The sequence below is a fragment of the Streptomyces sp. NPDC056738 genome, assembly GCF_042790435.1.
In the GTDB taxonomy this organism is placed as follows: Bacteria; Actinomycetota; Actinomycetes; order Streptomycetales; family Streptomycetaceae; genus Streptomyces.
Genome location: NZ_JBHTZF010000001.1, coordinates 404601 through 420987, shown reverse-complemented (window position 1 = coordinate 420987; position 16387 = coordinate 404601). Strand labels below are relative to the sequence as shown.

The following is a 16387-nucleotide window of genomic DNA, read 5'->3' as shown; positions in this document are numbered from 1 at the left end:
CAAAAAGCGAGTCGACGGTGGATTCCCGGCATGACGTTGACATGCGCACTCGCGGTGTGCTGACCTGTGCATGCAAAATTGGCAAGTTGTTTGGCACGTTTCTCTGGCACCGTTCCCGGCAGGAGGAATCCATGCAAACAGCTCCACTTCCCACCGCGAAAGCCCCCACCGAGGCACCGCGGACGTCGACCCCGGCGCCCGTCATGCTGCTGCCCCGCCTGGTCGAGCGCATGATCACGGACCGGCAGGCCGCGCACATCGTCAAGTTCCGCACCACCTGCACCGACTGCGTGCCGAACTTCTGAGCACGGCGTCGCGCGTCGGCGGACAGTCGACAGCGTCCGCCGACCTGCGCGTGATCACCGAAGTCGTCGCGGGCACCCTGCGCGTCGCTCCTCGGGGGCTGTGCGTCCTGGCGGTCGACGGCCTGTCGCTCGAAGTGGCCGAGTCCGCGTTCCACCACGCGCACATCCGGCCACTGCGCTCCACCTTCCCGAGCACGTCGACGACAGCCTGGCTCACCGCGGTCACCGGCACCGATCCCGGCGTCCACGGCGCTGTCGGCATGGTCCACCGCGCACCAGGAGCCGACTGCGTCACCCACCTCGTCACCGGGGACACGTACTCCTTCGGCGCCTGTCGCACCCCCGGCAGTCCGCTGCCGCACCCGGGACCGACGCTCTTCGATCGCGCGGCCGCTTCCGGGCGGCCCGCCCTCGCGATCGGCGCTGAACTGGAGCGGCTGACCGGCCCATGGGTGGACGCGGTGCTGCACGGCGCCCGGCTCGTGCCGTCACCGGCCGCCGCCGCGACCCTCACCATCGACCCGGTGCGCGTGGCCGAGCGGACCGTGCGCGAGGTCGAGGCCGTCCTCGCGCACTCCCACGACGCCCCGCCCCTGGTGTGGGCCTACGTGAACCTCGACGACCACATCCACCGGTCCGGCTACGACTCCCGGCTGCGCGAGGCGCTGTCGCTGCTCGACACGGCCGCCGCCCGCTGGGCCGAAACCGGCTGGAGCGTCCTCGCCCACGCCGACCACGGCCAGGTGGAGGTGACCCCCGACCCGGCCCTCGTCGAAGCGTGGGAACGCCTCGACGCCCCCGCCCACTGCCGCATGCCCGGTGGCGGAGCCGGTCGCGTCCGCTGGCTCCATCCGCTCCCCGGGCACGAGGACACCGTGGCCGACGCGTTGCGCGACGCGCTGGGAGACCACGCCCTCGTCCTCACCCCGGACGAGCTCGACGACCGGGGACTGCTGCCCGCGACACCCGTCGTCCGCGCCCGCATCGGAGAAGTGGTCGCCCTGGCCACCTCCCCCTCCTTCCCGGTCCCCGACCCGACGGTCGCCTGGGAGCACGGATCCGTCTCCGACGGCGAGACGCTCGTACCCCTGGCCGCCTGGAACCCCGTACCGGAACCCGCCCTGCCCTGATCGCCCGGAACCACACGACACGATAGGAGACCCCGTGAGCACGGTCGTGTTCCGCAACAAGACCGGTGGTTCGGAGACCCTGCACGCGACACCGGGACAGCCCCTCCTGGACGTGCTGCGCCTCCACGGAATCCCGGCGAACGCCGTGCTCGCCCACCGCGACGGGCAGGTGATCCCCGAGGCGACGGCCGTCGTCGGCACCGACGACGTCATCGAGGTCCGCCAAGTACGCCACTACGACCTCGACGTACTGCGCCGGCCCAAGGAACACGTCTACGCCGCACCGGACCCCGTCTACACCAAGTCCGTTCTCTTCGACCACGGCGGCACCCTGGAACGGCGCACCGAGCAGTTCACCGCCGAGACCTTCGTGACGTACGTCGAGGAGGCCTTCGTCCAGAGCATCGCCGCGGCCGCCACCATGCGGGCCGGGGACCGAGTCGTCATCGGGCTCTCCGGCGGCCGGGACAGCGTCGCCTACCTCAAGCTCCTCGAACGCACCCGCGGCCGCTGGCCCGAGGTCGACATGACCGCGGTGACCATCACCGGACTGCCCGACTGGGACGAACCCGCCACGTTCCGCACCGCGTTGGACGCCTGCGCGGGGCTCGGCGTGGACCATGTCATCGTCACCGCCGACGACGTGGCCGAGGTGTTCAAGCTGCGCGAGCCGTTCGTCGACGTCATGAACAAGGTCGTCGCCGGCGAGCACCGCAACATGAACATGGTCATCGGCCATCAGGTGCTGCGCCGCATGCTGGAACAGGAAGCCGAGCGCCGGGGCGCCCCGGTCGTCGCGTTCGGGTTCAACGCCGACGACCTGGTGGCCAGCATGGTCACCTGGTTCACCACCGGCTACCGGATGGGCGGCATCCCGGTCCGTGAACTCGGCTCCCTGCGCTACGTGTTCCCGCTGTACCGCATCACCAAGAAGGAACTCACCCTCTACCTGGAGCTCGTCGCGCCGGGCCTCAACCGCCAGGGAGCGCCGGGCCGGTTCACCACCGGCTCCGACGAACGCTCCCTCGCCTACGCCGTGGCCGACCACCTCTACGACCTGTGGCCGGGCATCGACTACTACCTCTTCAACGCCTTCGAGAACGTCCAGCGCACCCTGCTTCCCCTGGTCGACGACCTGTGCCGGGTCTGCGGGGGCCGGTACGTGCTCCAGGAGGGCGTGGCCAACCCCGCCGGCCTGTGCGACGTGTGCGGATTTCTGCACCGCCAGGAGGCGTTGCGGGCGGACGCCGTATGAGCGATCCCCGTCGTCCGGACGATCCTCCCTGGTATCTCACCTTTTTCGGGGAGGACTTCTGGGCCGTCGCGGAGCACGAGTACACCCCCGAACGCACCGCGGCCGAGGCCGGATACCTCGCGGCCGTCCTCGACACCTCGGCCCCCGGCCGCCGCGTCCTCGACCTGGGCTGCGGCACCGGCCGCCACGCCGTCGCGCTCGCCGCACGGGGGTTCGGCGTCACCGGGGTCGACTCCGGGGCGTGGGCGCTCGGGCGTGCCGAGGCCGCGGCCGAGGCGGCGGGTGTCCGGGTCGACTGGCTACGCATCGACCTGCTGCGCGAACTTCCTTGGCCCGTCGGTGAGTTCGATGCCGTCGTCTGCGTCCAGTCGTTCGGGTGGGGGAGCGACGCCCGGCAACTCCGGATGCTCCAGGAGGTCCGCCGGGTGCTCGTCCCGGGCGGACTGCTGGTCCTCGACCACTCCAACGTGCTGGCCATCGCCGGGAACTACGTGCCGGAGGCCACCTTCGAGACCGAGGGGCTGCGCGCGGACTTCCGCCGTACGTACCGGATGGCCTCCGGCCGCAGCACCGGTGAGATCGAGGTACGACGGGGCGACGCGGAGCCCGTCGTCATCCACGACGACGTACGGATGTATCAACCGGCCGAGGTGCGGGACCTGCTGACCCGCGGCGGCTTCACCGTCGAGCGCGTCGACGCGGACTTCGCCGTCGGCGGGGAGCCCACCCCGACGACGCGCTACGTCCAGTTCGTCGCCCGGAGGCGGGCGGACACCCCGGCGGCGATCACCGCATGGCAAGGGAGGCGCGACACCCGCGCCTCCACACGGGGGGACACCCGCGCCTCCACGGGGGGCGAGGCCCGCCCCTTCACGGAGGGCGGGACCGGCCCCTTCGCGCAGGACCGGGCCCGTACCTCCACCTTGGACCTGCGCTGGTCGCCGGACGAGTTCGAGTTCGTACGACCGTGGGTCGACGCAGCCTTCAAGAGCGCGTACGACGGCGGCGGCCTCGCCGAACTCTCGCGCGCCTACCCCCTGTCCGACCCCTACTCCGCAGAGACGGCCGCACCCGTCCTGTCCCGGCACTTCGGACTGGACCTCGGGCCCGACATGGTGACCGCCGGGGCGGGCGCCACCGGGCTGCTGTACGCGTGCGCGGCGCTGGCCGTGCCCGGACCGGTGCTGCGCCTGGCCGGTGGCCACCCGGACCTGCCCCGCTGGGCCACACGCCTCGGCGCCGAGACGATCACCACCCGGTTCGAACACCTCGCCGCCGATCTCCACCGGCACACTCCTTCGATCCTGGTGCTGGACCGGCCCACGATCACCGGAGACCTTTTCGGGAGGGCGCGGCTGGAGGAGATCGCCGACACCGCCCGCGCCTGCGGCACGACCGTGGTCCTCGACGAGGCGTACGCCGTCTACGCGGGGCCCGGTGCGAGCTGCGTCCCGGCGGTCTCCGAACACCCGAACCTGATCGTGCTGCGCAGCATGTCGAAGGGGTACTGCTGCGGCGGCCTCCGGGTCGGATTCGCCTTCGCGGCACCTGAGTCGACGCGGCGGCTGCGCGAGGTCACGCCGCCCCTCGGAGCGGGCGGGGCGGGTCTCGACGTCGCCCTCCGCCTCCTCGCACAGGGCGACGTGTTCGGCGCGCTGCGGTCCCGGATCGCGGAGGCGAAGCCGGTCGTTGCGAGAACGCTGCGGCGGGCCGGACTGCGGGTCACCGAGGGGGCCGGCTGCCTGCCGTGGGTGACGGTGGTGGACGCGGAACGGGATGCCGCGAGCGTGGTCTTCGAGAAGCGAGGGGTGCGGGTGAAGGAGATCGGTCCGGTGGAGTTCGCCCACGGTGCCGAAGGTGCCGCCGGTGCCGCCGGTCCCGCCGGGGCAGCGTTCGGCGGGAGGCCGGGGGAGGACCCTGGCCCCGGTGGCCCCGGTGGCCCCGGTGGCCCCGGACGCTCCGGACGCTCCGGTGGCTCCGGCCTTCGTGACGGCCTCCTGTACAAGATCGCCGTGCCGCTCTCCGAAGCCCGTCTGACCGCCTTCCTCGACGCGTTCGCCGATGCCCGGTAGCCTCGCCGACCTCGTCGCCGGGGTCCATCATGAGATCGACGCCGACGAGGCGATGTGCTGGGTCGCCCGGCTCACCGAGTGGGACCGCTACCAGGGGTCGGCGGGCATCGCCGCCGCAGCCGACTTCGTGGCGGGCGAGGCCGAGCGCGCCGGACTGGCCGGGGTGGAGGTCCTGAACTTCCCCGCCGACGGCCGCACCGCCTGGTGGACGTTCACCGCGCCGTCCTCCTGGACCCCACGCGCCGCGCATCTGTCGGTCCCCGGCCGGCCCGCGCTGATCGACTATCCCGCCCAGCCGTACACCCTCGCCGCCCACTCGGCCGCCGCGTACACCGAAGGTCCTCTCGTGCGCCCGGGGGACGACGGGTGGCCGCCGGGCGCGGTGGTCCTGGTCCCGTCGGCCGCGCGACTCGACGCGAGGCTCCACGCCCGGATGCGCCGCGAACGGGCGATCGGCTTCTGTGTCACCACCGACCCGTCCCGGCAGGAGGGTGCGGGCCGCGTCGAACTGCCCGGCGGCAGCGCCCTGTTCGGGTTCAGCGTGGTGCCCGGCCAGATGGACGTGCTGCACCGCGCCCAGGGGCGGGGCGAGCGTGCCCGCGTGGTCGTCGACGTCGACACGAGCCCCGCCCGGATGCCGGTGGTCGTCGCCCGAACCCCGGCGCGAGACGCCTGTCTGCCGCCGCTGTCGCCCGACGCCTGCCTGATCACCGCCCATCTGTGCCACCCCGCCCCCGGCGCCAACGACAACGCCTCCGGAGTCGCGGCCGCCCTCGCGGCCGGGCGCGTCCTCGCCGCACGTCCGCTGCGCCGCCCCGTCCGGTTCGTCTGGGCCCCCGAGTTCGTGGGACTCGCCGCCTACGTCCACCGGCTCGTGGAGGAGGGCGGGCCGCTGCCCACGATGGCCGTCGACCTCGACATGGTGGGCCAGGACCAACGGCGCTGCGGAGGCCCGCTGATCGTCGAACGCAGCCCTGAGTACCTCCCGCACTTCGCCAACGCCCTGGTCGAGGCCTGTGTGCGTGCCCTGCCGGCCGCCGCCCGCTCCTACAGCGGAGCCGTCGGCTGCGACGTGTGGGCCTGGCGTACGACCCCGTTCGTCGGCGCCTCCGATCACGCGGTCCTCGCCGACCGGGCGATCGGCTGTCCCTCCGTCCAACTGGGCCACTGGCCCGACCGGTTCAACCACTCCGGCGCCGACACGCTGGACAAGGTCGACCCGCAGGAACTGCGCAGGTCCGCCGCGATCGCCGCCTCCTCCGCCGCCGTCGTCGCGACGGCGGGTGCCCCGGAGGCCGACCGGCTCGCCCAGCTCGTCACCCGCTGGACGGCACGCAGAATGACCGCCTGCCTCCCGCCCGAGGACGACCCGCTCGCCGCGACCTCGCCGGCCCGCCTCGCGCGGTACGGACGTGACGCACTGGAAACTTTGCGGCCCTTCGGCGCCGACTCCGGCGTCCTCGAACGGCAGGCGGCCCTCCTCGACGGTCTGCAGCACACCCTCGCGGCGGCCTGGGACCACGCACCCGTGAAGCGCCTCGGAGGTCCGCCCCTGCGCCGGGCCTGGCCGGGCCCCTTCAACCTCCGTGCCCTGATGGGAGCCGTGAACGAGTCCGACCGGCACTGGTTCACCCGCCGCCTCGCCGAGGACCGGGGCCGGTTCTACGCGTCCGCGATGGCCCTGGCCCAGAGCGTCGACGGGGTGTCCGGCACGGCGGACGTGGTCCGAACCGCCCAGCTCGACGCGGAAATCCGGTGGGAGCCGGGCTTCGGGGAACGGATCCTGGCCGCGATGGCCGGCGCGGGCTGGGTGAAGGAAGGGGCTGACGAGAAGGAAGGAGAGGCGGCAGGGAACCGGGCAAAGGGAGGGACAGCGAAGTGAGCACGCCGCACGTCACCGTGAGCGTCACCGACTCCATCGACGACGTGGACACCGTCCAGTGGCGGCGGATCGCCGCGGCGGACACCGCGCCCGTGCACTACACCCCCGCGTATCTGCGGGCCTATCAGACAAGCCCGTTGAGCCCGTTTCTCGCGGCCCGCTACCTCACCGTCGCCGACGGGGACCGCACTCTCGCGGTGCTGCCCTGCTACCTCCAGAAGGAGGGCGACCCGTACGGCTTCCTGCGCGCCGTCGGCATCGAGGACACCGACGGCCCGGCGCTCCTCGGGCACAACTGGTACTGCTACGACACCCGTGTACCGGTTCGGGCGACGGACCCCGCGCAACGGGCCCGTGTTCTCGGCGCGGTGCTGGACGCGCTGCGCGAACAGGCCGCCGCCGACGGTGCCTTGACCGCGGGACTCGTCAGCGTCCCCGACGGCGACCCGGTCCTCGACGTCGCCCGGGACAAGGGCTGGCGGGTGGCACCGATCGTCACCCGCTTCCAACTCCCGCTGCACGGTGCGGGCGGAGACACCTTCGACTCGTACGACTCCTATCTCGCGACCCTCGGCGCCCGCACCCGGCGTACGATCCGCCAGTATCTGCGGCGCGCGGCGGAGGCGGGGGTCACCACCGCCGTGGAAGCACCCCGGCCCGACGTCCTCCGCACGGTCGGCGACCTCACCCGCCGTACGGCCGCCAAGTACGGCAGCGCCGGAATGTATCCCGAGAGCGCCTTCACCGACTTCGTCATGGCCTTGGGCGACCACGCCCGCGTGGTGCGCGTCGACCGTGGGGATCTGACGGTGGCCGCCGCGGTCGTCCTGCTGGACGAGGAACGCCTGCACATGTGGGCAGGCGGCACCAGCCACGCCACGCTCGACGGATTCAGCCCCAACTACCTCCTGTGGGCCACGGAGATCCGGACGGCCATCCAGTGGCGCAAGCGCTGGGTGGAGGGCGGCCGCAGCAACGAGCCCATGAAGACCCGCCACGGCATGAAGCCCCTTCGCCTGTACGCGTGCGTCGCTCCGCCCGGGACCTGAACCGTGGCCACGCCGGAGCCGGTCGCATCCGCGCGACTACGCGGTGTGCAGGGGTTCCTTGAAGGACTTGCGGAACACCGGGCCGGCGAAGGGAATGATCGAGGACTTCACCTTGGACGTGAACGAGGTGGGGTGCCGTTCCAGTCTGACGTCGACGCGCGTGCCGTCGTCCGTGGGCGTCATCTGGAACTGCCAGCCTCCGGAGCCGAAGGGCACCGAGTCCCGGGTGGTGACCGTGACCCGGTTCGCCGCCGGGTCCCATTCGTAGCGTGCACGCTCCCACGACTTGTCGTTGCCCTCGGTCACCTCCGCCCAGGTGTCGCCCCGCTCGTGGACCTGGAAGTGCTCGGCATCGATGGAGGGCCACTCCTCGACACGGGAAGGGCTGAAGTTCGTCAGCACGCCCATCACCTCCCCGGGCTCATCGAGGAGTTCACGTGGAAGTGGAGGGACGGCATGACCTACTCCCTGTTCGAGACGACCGTCGTCCACCGGCGGTCATCGGTGGGCAAGGCGCGGGCGCCTGGCTCGCAGCGCCGACCGGGTCGAACCCCGGCCCCGCCGAGGTCTCCCGAGGGCCCGCCGGGCAGGCGGGCTCACTGATAGGAACCCGCACCCTTCAGGATGCACCCGCGCCGAGCACCGCGCACCAGCAGAATCCTTGCCTGCACGCGTGGGCCGTGGCACGACGGCGCTTCGGTCCTGGCGTGCACGCGGGGGATCGTGTCACGACGGCAGTTCGGTCCCGGCCTGCTCACTGACCATGTACTGGGCGTACCAGTCCGGCCAGTTCGGGTCCTCCGCACCGATGCGTGCCTCGTGCTCCCCGTGCGCGGCCGCGGCGCGGCGCAGCGCGCCCGCCAGGTCCTGCGAGGAGGCGAACGCCGTGGTGGCGGGGTCGACGCGTCCCGGGAGCCGGGTGGTGATCTCCTGCAGGAGCCAGCCGTTGCCGTCCGGGTCGCTGAAGGACAGGAACGAGCCGTAGCTCGTGCGCCGCGGGTCCGGCCCCGGCAGCCGGGCGTCCGTTCCGGCGTGGTGAAAGACGCCGCCGGCGTCGTGGAACACCTCGCTCGGCTCGGCGCCGAGTTGCTTGAGTTCGTCGTACGCGGCCTCGATGTCGTCCACGATCAGTTGGAGCCCCTGAGCCGAACCCGGGGCCTGGGACGTGACCGAGGTGCCGAAGATGACCGACGCCGGCGAGCCCGGCGGCGTCATCTGCACCACCCGGAAGGTGTCGTCCGGGGCGATGTCCGCGTCCAGCCGCCAGCCCAAGCGCGTGTAGAAGCTCTTGGCCCGGTCGACGTCGGACACCGGTACTACGACGACTTCGAGTTTCATGTCCATGACTGACACTTCCTGCGCTCGTTCACGATGCCGACATGACGGTGTGTGCGCGGCCGGCGCCGATGCCGAGCCGGCTGAGCAGCCAGAAGGCGACCGCGGTGCCGGTGCCGTAGGCGATGTGCGCGCCGAGATCCCAGCCCAGGACCTCGGCGTCGTACTGCCAGATCGGTTTGTAGAGCCCCGCCACCGGCAACGCGACGTAGTCACCGGCGAACACCGCGACACCGAACGGCACGCCGTACACGGGGGAGTGTCTGGGCAGCGATCCGGCCACGATGCCGTAGGCCGCGCCCGCCGCGGATCCGTAGGCCCAGTGGGCGACGGTGCTCGTGATCCAGGCGGCGCCGTCAGGAAGCCGGCGCTGGGTGAAGCCCTCGATCACCCGCTTCGCCACCTGCCCCGGATCAGGGGCCTTCTCCCAGCTCTCGACCGGCGCGAATTCCCAGGCGAGCGGGCTGTCCGTCCCGCCCGCGCGCCGGTATTTGAGGTAGTGGACGGCGTCCAGACACGCCGTTCCCACCGCCCCCGCCAGCAGGCCGGCCGTCACCGCCTCGAGGGGAGTCAGCGGATTCCTGTGGGAGCGCATGACGCCATCTCCTCATCGGTCGGGGCCAGGAACGAAGGTCGATGTGCTCAAAGGCCTGGGCCAGGGCGGGAGGAAGCGAGCCCCCATCGAGTATCCGGCGGCCAGGGCGTGCGCGCACGGGGAGCACGTCCGCGTGCCCCGCGGCGACGCCCGCCGTGCCCGCGGGCGGCCGCTTCGAGGACAGGACTCGACGCGCGCAATCGCTCCAGACCTGTTGCCCTGGAACCAGGCCCTTGCATACAGCCATCGGAGGGACCGATGAACAGCTATCGAGTCGCGCAGGTGACCGCCCCGGGCGGCGCTTTCGAGATCGCCGAGCGAGAGGTGCCGCAGCCCGGCCCCGGGCACGTCAGAATCGCCGTGGAGGCGTGCGGTGTCTGCCACAGCGACGCCAGTTTCGTCGCGGGGCAACTGCCTGGAGTCACGTTCCCGGAGGTGCCGGGACACGAGGTCGCCGGGCGCATCGAGGAACTGGGCGAGGGGGTGCGCGAGCGGGGGTGGCAGGAGGGCGACCGGGTGGCGGTCGGCTGGTTCGGCGGTAGCTGCGGCCACTGCGTGCGCTGCCGTCAGGGCGACTTCATCGTCTGCGAGAGCCTGAAGGTCCCGGGCTGGGCCTACGACGGGGGCTTCGGCGACAAGATGATCGCGCCCGCCGACGCACTCGCCGCGATCCCCGACGATCTCGCGGCGACCGACGCGGGGCCCATGGCCTGTGCCGGTGTGACGACGTTCAACGGACTGCGTCGCAGTTCGGCCAGGCCCGGAGACCTTGTGGCCGTCCTCGGCCTGGGCGGCCTGGGGCACCTCGGCGTCCAGTACGCGTTCGCCCTCGGTTTCGAGACGGTGGCGATCGCCCGCGGCGCCGAGAAGGCGGAGTTCGCCGAGCGGCTCGGCGCCCACCACTACATCGACAGCACCTCGGACGTCCCGGTCGCGGAGGCGCTGCAGGCCCTCGGCGGTGCCAGGACCGTACTGGCCACCGCCGGAAACTCCCAGGCCATCAGCGCGACCGTCGAAGGCCTGACACCGCGTGGCGAGCTGGTGGTCATCGGGGCGGATCCCTCACCGATGAGTATCACCCCGACCCAACTGCTGCTCAGCGGCCGGGTCGTCCGCGGCCATCCGTCCGGCACCTCGCAGGACGTGGAGGACACCATGGCCTTCAGCGTCCTGCACGGCATCCGGCCGATGACCGAGACCGCACCGCTGGACCACGCCGGCGAGGCCTTCCAGAAGATGCTCGACGGAGCCGCCCGCTTCCGGATGGTGCTCACACCCGCCTGACCGGTCAGGCGGGTGCGGTCGCGGGCCGGTCATATCGCCACCCGGTGGAACGGCTCGCGGCCGTGCCCGTCGGACGCGCCCGAGGGGTCAACCGGCCGGGCGGTCCAGCGGGTTGGCGCGGACACGTTCGGCGAGGCCGCCCCGGACCGACACGGCCGGTGAGCTCTGCGGCTTACGGGCCGCCTGGTCGCCGAAACAGGCCAGGAACTCGTCGGCGAGTCCCGCGCGCGGGTACCGGGCCAGGACGTCCGCCTGGAACCCGGCGGTGAAATCGTCCAGATGCCGCCCGGAGATGTCCACGCCGGTGGCCCGCTCCAGCAGATGACCCTCCGGGTCCTCCCGCACGTCCACCTTGTCCCACATGTGCCGGACGATGACCTCCGACAGACGCCGTCGACGCTCCGTCGGCCATCCGGCACCCGCCGCGAACACCCAGGCCACGTGCCCGCCGGCTACGTCGAAGTCGACCGTGTGACTGTCGAACTCCGCGACCAGGCCGATGTCGTGGAGCAGCGCCGCCACGTACAGCAACTCGGCGTCGTGCTCGATGCCACGCTGCGCGGCGTACGCGGAGGCCCATACGTAGGAGCGCACCGAGTGGTTGAGCAGCGCGGGGGAGCAGTAGGCGGTGGCGACTTCGAGCGCGGCGGCGCAAGCGGCCGTGTCGGGGGCGACGGGCACGGTCGGTTCTTCGTGCGGGCTGTGATCGGTCATGCCGCCGAGTATGCCTCGCCGTCCCACCTCGGTCGCTCCCCTTTCGCTGTCGGGACGGCGGCTCCGCGACAGGCCAGGTCCGCGAGGGGATGAGCCGTGTTTCGCGGTGCGCATGCCTTTCGCGGCATCGCACGACAACGCAAGAATTTGCGTGACTTGCGGTCGCTTGCGGTGTCGCTTGAACGGGCGCCCCGAGCCTCATGGATTGCTCCAAATGTCGCCCTGGCGGGGATGCCGGATCGCGCTTCGGCGGTGAGGCGCGGGTGTTGATGGTGAAACTTGTGGCGTCCTGACGGTAGACGCATTCGCACCGCTCTGCAATATTGCGATGAAACAATGCAAGAAGCTGCGCGTGTGACTCCGTTGAGGACGTCGCACGTGCGAGCAGCCGCCTCTTGCCGTTCGTGATCACGCGCCACCGCTCTGCCCAGGAACGAGCCGACCCCGCCGCCCCTCCGGCGCGCGAACCTCCGCAGGGAGTGAACCCCGCATGACTCCACACAAGCCGAGATCCTGGAGACGCCGCGCAGCGATCGCCGCGCTGTCCTCCACCGTCATGGTTTTGGGCCTGCCCGCCGTCGGTGCCCACGCCGCCGGCGGTCCCAACGCCGCCGCGGACGCGGCCACCAAGGCCGGCAGCGCCCGTGCCGCGCACGCTGCCGTCAATGTCACCGACGGCGACGCCGACACGTACTGGCAGGCCGGAAAGAAGTCGGCCCAGTGGGTGCAGACCGACCTCGGGCGGACCAAGCGGGTCCGCCAGGTCGTGCTGCGCCTGCCCGAGCACTGGCAGACCCGCAGACAGACGCTGGCACTCCAGGGCAGCGCCGACGGAAAGAGCTTCGCCACGCTCAAGTCGTCGGCGCAGTACGTCTTCAGCCCCGGCAACGACAACACGGTGAAGGTCTCCTTCCCCGCGACCCTCGCCCGGTACGTACGGGCCGACTTCAGCGGCAACTCCGTGGCACCCACGGCCCAGCTCGCCGAGATGCAGGTCCTCACCGCCGCCGCGTCGACCCCCAACCTCGCGCAGGGCAAGCCCTTCACCGAGAGCGGCCACGCCGACGTGTACCCCGCCGCCAACGCCGGTGACGGCAACCGCAACACCTACTGGGAGAGCACCAACAACGCCTTCCCGCAGTGGCTCCAGGTCGACCTCGGCTCATCGGTCAAGGTGAACCAGGTGACGCTGCGGCTGCCCAGCGGCTGGCCGAGCCGCAGCGAGACCCTGAAGGTCCAGGGCTCCACCGACAACCAGAACTTCACCGATCTGACGGCCTCGAAGGCGTACACCTTCGACAGCTCCAACGACCAGTCGACCACCATCGCCCTCGACACGACGACCACGCGGTACGTGCGCGTGCTGGTCACCGCCAACACCGGCTGGCCCGCGGGCCAGCTGTCCGAGCTGGAGGTCTACGGACCCGCCACCGGTGACACCCAGGCGCCGACCGCTCCGTCGAACCTTGCCTTCACCGAGCCGGCCACCGGCCAGATCAAGCTGACCTGGAACGCGGCGAGCGACGACACGGCCGTCACCGGGTACGACGTCTACGCCAACGGCCAACTGCGGGCGAGCGTCGCCGGGAACGTGCTCACCTACACCGACACCCAGCCGGCCGGCACCGACATCACGTACTTCGTACGCGCCAAGGACGCCGCGGGCAACGTCTCCCCCAACAGCAACAGCGTGACCCGGCAGGGATCGAGTGGGGACACCCAGGCGCCGACGGCCCCCGGCAACCTCGCCTACACGCAGTCCGGCAGCGACGTGAAGCTCACCTGGCAGGCGTCGAGCGACAACGTCAAGGTGACCGGTTACGACGTCTACGCGAACGGCCAGCTCGCCAAGTCCGTCGCGGGCGACGTCACCACGTACACCGACACCCCCTCGGCGACGGCCACCGTCACCTACTACGTGAAGGCGAAGGACGCCGCCGGAAACGTGTCGGCGGCGAGCAACAGCGTCACCCGCACCGGCTCGACCGGATCCGGATCCAACCTCGCCGAGGGCAAGCCCATCGAGGCCTCCTCCTCGACCTTCACCTACGTCGCCGCCAACGCCAACGACGGCCAGATCGGCACGTACTGGGAGAGCGGCGGCGGAGCCTACCCGGCCACCCTGACCACCAAGCTGGGGGCCAACGCCGACCTCGGCCAGGTCGTCGTCAAGCTCAACCCGGACGCCGCCTGGGCGACCCGCACCCAGAACATCCAGGTGCTCGGCCGCGACCAGGACGCTACGGCGTTCACCAGCCTCGTCGCGGCGAAGGACTACACCTTCAACCCGGCCGGCGGGAACACCGTGACGATCCCGGTCACCGGGGCCGCCGCCGACATCCAGCTCAAGTTCACGTCCAACTCCGGTGCCCCGGGCGCGCAGGTGGCCGAGTTCCAGGTGATCGGCACACCGGCGGCCAACCCCGACCTCAAGGTCACCGGCATCACCAACACACCCGCGGCTCCTGTCGAGTCGGACGCCATCAGCCTGACGGCGACCGTCACCAACAGCGGGACCAAGGCGGCCAAGGCCACCGACCTCAACTTCACCCTCGGCGGCACCAAGGTCGCCACGGCCGACGTCCCGGCACTCGCGGCAGGTGAGACCAAGACCGTCACCGCGAGCATCGGGGCCCGGGACGCGGGCAGCTATCCGGTCGGCGCCGAGGTGGACCCGTCCAACAAGGTGATCGAGCAGAACGAGGCCAACAACGCCTTCACCCGCTCCGACGCCCTGGTCGTCAAGCCCGTCTCCAGCTCCGACCTCCTGGCCGCACCGGTCTCCTGGACGCCCTCCAGCGCTTCGGCGGGCGACGACGTCAAGTTCACCGTCGCGATCAAGAACCAGGGCACGGTGGCGTCCGCCTCCGGCGCGCACGGGGTGACGCTGACGGTCCAGGACTCCAACGGCACCACCGTCAAGACGCTCACCGGCTCCTACACCGGCGCGATCGCCGCGGGCCAGACCACCGCGCCGGTCAGCCTCGGCTCGTGGACGGCGGCCAACGGCAAGTACACCGTCAAGACCGTCATCGCCGACGACGCCAACGAACTGCCGGTCAAGCGGACCAACAACACCACCACCCAGGCCCTGTTCGTCGGCCGCGGCGCCGACATGCCGTACGACATGTACGAGGCGGAGGACGGCACCCTCGGGGGCGGCGCCAAGGTCGTCGGGCCGAACCGGACCGTCGGCGATGTCGCCGGCGAGGCGAGCGGCCGCAAGGCGGTGACCCTCAACGGGACCGGACAGTACGTCGAATGGACCACCCGGGCGGCCACCAACACCCTGGTGACCCGCTTCTCGATCCCGGACGGCACCGACTCGACGCTCGACGTCTATGTGGACGGCCAGTTCCTCAAGGCCATCGACCTCACCTCGAAGTACGCCTGGCTGTACGGCAGTGAGACCGCGCCCGGCAACTCGCCCGGCTCCGGCGCACCGCGCCACATCTACGACGAGGCGAGCCTGCAACTCGGCAGGACCGTCGCGGCCGGCTCCAAGATCCGGCTCCAGAAGGACACGGCCAACTCCTCCACGTACGCGATCGACTTCATCAACACCGAGCAGGCGACGGCGGTCGCCAACCCGGACCCGGCCGCGTACGTCGTCCCGACCGGATTCACCCACCAGGACGTGCAGAACGCCCTGGACAAGGTCCGCATGGACACCACCGGCAAGCTCGTCGGTGTCTACCTGCCCGCCGGCGACTACGACACCTCCAGCAAGTTCCAGGTCTACGGCAAGGCGGTCAAGGTCGTCGGAGCGGGCCCCTGGTTCACCCGCTTCCACGCACCCTCCTCGCAGGAGAACACGGACGTCGGCTTCCGCGCCGACTCCACGGCCAACGGCTCGACGTTCGCCGGCTTCACCTACCTCGGCAACTACACGTCCCGCATCGACGGCCCGGGCAAGGTGTTCGACTTCGCCAACGTCGCGAACATCACCATCGACAACATCTGGGTCGAGCACATGGTGTGCATGTACTGGGGTGCCAACACCGACAGCATGACCATCAAGAACTCCCGTATCCGTGACACGTTCGCCGACGGCATCAACATGACGAACGGTTCCACGGACAACCACGTCGTCAACAACGACGCTCGTGCCACGGGCGACGACAGCTTCGCCCTCTTCTCGGCGATCGACGCCGGGGGCGCCGACGAGAAGAACAACCTCTACGAGAACCTGACGTCGACGCTCACATGGAGGGCGGCCGGCATCGCCGTCTACGGCGGCTACAACAACACCTTCCGCAACCTCCGGGTGGCCGACACGCTGGTCTACTCCGGCATCACCATCTCCTCGCTGGACTTCGGCTACCCGATGAACGGCTTCGGGACCGATCCCACGACCATCGAGAACGTGTCCCTGGAACGGACGGGAGGCCACTTCTGGGGCTCGCAGGTCTTCCCCGCCATCTGGGCGTTCTCCGCCTCGAAGGTGTTCCAGGGCATCCGGGTCAACGACGTCGACATCGACGACTCCACCTACGGAGGCGTGATGTTCCAGACCAACTACGTCGGTGGGCAGCCCCAGTTCCCGGTCAAGGACACCATCTTCACGGACATCTCCATCACCAACTCCAAGAAGAGCGGGGACGCCTTCGACGCCAAGTCCGGATTCGGCATCTGGGCCAACGAGTTGCCCGAACCCGGTCAGGGACCCGCCGTCGGCGAGGCCACCTTCCGCAACCTGCGGATGAGCGGCAACGCCCAGGACGTCCGCAACACGACCAGCACCTTCAAGATCAATATCGAGTAGG

12 protein-coding genes are annotated in these 16387 nt (G+C 70.9%); 8 read left to right on the top strand and 4 right to left on the bottom strand.

From position 1 onward, the window contains the following. The first annotated feature begins 131 nt into the window (after positions 1-131). The 6 genes from ACFRIC_RS01650 to ACFRIC_RS01625 are packed head-to-tail and all read left to right on the top strand — an operon-like array spanning position 132 to position 7693. Positions 132-305, top strand: a complete 174-nt coding sequence (locus tag ACFRIC_RS01650; RefSeq protein WP_355775162.1) for a hypothetical protein — start codon at positions 132-134, stop codon at positions 303-305. Between the two features lie 50 nt (positions 306-355). Beyond that, positions 356-1435, top strand: coding sequence for an alkaline phosphatase family protein (locus tag ACFRIC_RS01645; RefSeq protein WP_382778464.1), 1080 nt, complete (start codon positions 356-358; stop codon positions 1433-1435). A 34-nt stretch (positions 1436-1469) separates the two neighbouring features. After that, positions 1470-2690, top strand: coding sequence for a hypothetical protein (locus ACFRIC_RS01640; protein WP_382778463.1), 1221 nt, complete (start codon positions 1470-1472; stop codon positions 2688-2690). Beyond that, on the top strand, positions 2687-4762 hold the full coding sequence (locus ACFRIC_RS01635) for an aminotransferase class I/II-fold pyridoxal phosphate-dependent enzyme (RefSeq protein ID WP_382778462.1): 2076 nt from the start codon (positions 2687-2689) through the stop codon (positions 4760-4762). Before ACFRIC_RS01640 ends, ACFRIC_RS01635 begins: the two co-directional genes overlap by 4 nt. After that, the gene (locus ACFRIC_RS01630) at positions 4752-6644 is read left to right on the top strand and encodes a DUF4910 domain-containing protein (RefSeq protein ID WP_382778461.1); all 1893 of its coding nucleotides are present in this window, start codon (positions 4752-4754) and stop codon (positions 6642-6644) included. The genes ACFRIC_RS01635 and ACFRIC_RS01630 overlap by 11 nt, the downstream gene beginning before the upstream one ends. Further along, on the top strand, positions 6641-7693 hold the full coding sequence (locus tag ACFRIC_RS01625; protein WP_382778460.1) for a GNAT family N-acetyltransferase: 1053 nt from the start codon (positions 6641-6643) through the stop codon (positions 7691-7693). Before ACFRIC_RS01630 ends, ACFRIC_RS01625 begins: the two co-directional genes overlap by 4 nt. A 36-nt stretch (positions 7694-7729) precedes the next feature. Here ACFRIC_RS01625 and ACFRIC_RS01620 read toward each other — a convergent pair whose 3' ends face one another. From ACFRIC_RS01620 to ACFRIC_RS01610, 3 genes are all read right to left on the bottom strand, one after another. Then, positions 7730-8101, bottom strand: coding sequence for a hypothetical protein (locus ACFRIC_RS01620; RefSeq protein WP_382778459.1), 372 nt, complete (start codon positions 8099-8101; stop codon positions 7730-7732). 318 nt (positions 8102-8419) lie between these two features. Beyond that, entirely contained in the window at positions 8420-9037 is a 618-nt protein-coding gene (locus ACFRIC_RS01615) for a VOC family protein (protein WP_382778458.1), read from the bottom strand. 22 nt (positions 9038-9059) lie between these two features. Beyond that, positions 9060-9623, bottom strand: a complete 564-nt coding sequence (locus ACFRIC_RS01610) for a hypothetical protein (RefSeq protein WP_382778457.1) — start codon at positions 9621-9623, stop codon at positions 9060-9062. Positions 9624-9881: 258 nt separating this feature from the next. On the opposite strand from ACFRIC_RS01610, the gene ACFRIC_RS01605 reads away from it, so the two are divergent. Next, on the top strand, positions 9882-10907 hold the full coding sequence (locus ACFRIC_RS01605) for an alcohol dehydrogenase catalytic domain-containing protein (protein ID WP_382778456.1): 1026 nt from the start codon (positions 9882-9884) through the stop codon (positions 10905-10907). Positions 10908-10994: 87 nt separating this feature from the next. Here ACFRIC_RS01605 and ACFRIC_RS01600 read toward each other — a convergent pair whose 3' ends face one another. After that, positions 10995-11621 carry an HD domain-containing protein gene (locus tag ACFRIC_RS01600; protein WP_382778455.1) on the bottom strand — a complete coding sequence of 209 codons (627 nt, stop codon included), beginning with the start codon at positions 11619-11621 and terminating at the stop codon, positions 10995-10997. Positions 11622-12111: 490 nt separating this feature from the next. Here ACFRIC_RS01600 and ACFRIC_RS01595 point away from each other — a divergent pair, with 490 nt between their 5' ends. After that, positions 12112-16386 (top strand): discoidin domain-containing protein, encoded by a 4275-nt coding sequence (locus ACFRIC_RS01595; protein WP_382778454.1) that lies wholly within the window; start codon positions 12112-12114, stop codon positions 16384-16386. Position 16387 lies beyond the last annotated feature (1 nt).

Excerpts from the sequence above, each read along its gene's own strand:
- ACFRIC_RS01650 (WP_355775162.1), top strand. The coding sequence starts at position 132 with ATGCAAACAGCTCCACTTCCCACCGCGAAAGCCCCCACCGAGGCACCG.
- ACFRIC_RS01635 (WP_382778462.1), top strand. The coding sequence starts at position 2,687 with ATGAGCGATCCCCGTCGTCCGGACGATCCTCCCTGGTATCTCACCTTT.
- ACFRIC_RS01630 (WP_382778461.1), top strand. The coding sequence starts at position 4,752 with ATGCCCGGTAGCCTCGCCGACCTCGTCGCCGGGGTCCATCATGAGATC.
- ACFRIC_RS01620 (WP_382778459.1), bottom strand. The coding sequence starts at position 8,101 with ATGGGCGTGCTGACGAACTTCAGCCCTTCCCGTGTCGAGGAGTGGCCC.
- ACFRIC_RS01615 (WP_382778458.1), bottom strand. The coding sequence starts at position 9,037 with ATGGACATGAAACTCGAAGTCGTCGTAGTACCGGTGTCCGACGTCGAC.
- ACFRIC_RS01610 (WP_382778457.1), bottom strand. The coding sequence starts at position 9,623 with ATGCGCTCCCACAGGAATCCGCTGACTCCCCTCGAGGCGGTGACGGCC.
- ACFRIC_RS01605 (WP_382778456.1), top strand. The coding sequence starts at position 9,882 with ATGAACAGCTATCGAGTCGCGCAGGTGACCGCCCCGGGCGGCGCTTTC.
- ACFRIC_RS01600 (WP_382778455.1), bottom strand. The coding sequence starts at position 11,621 with ATGACCGATCACAGCCCGCACGAAGAACCGACCGTGCCCGTCGCCCCC.
- ACFRIC_RS01595 (WP_382778454.1), top strand. The coding sequence starts at position 12,112 with ATGACTCCACACAAGCCGAGATCCTGGAGACGCCGCGCAGCGATCGCC.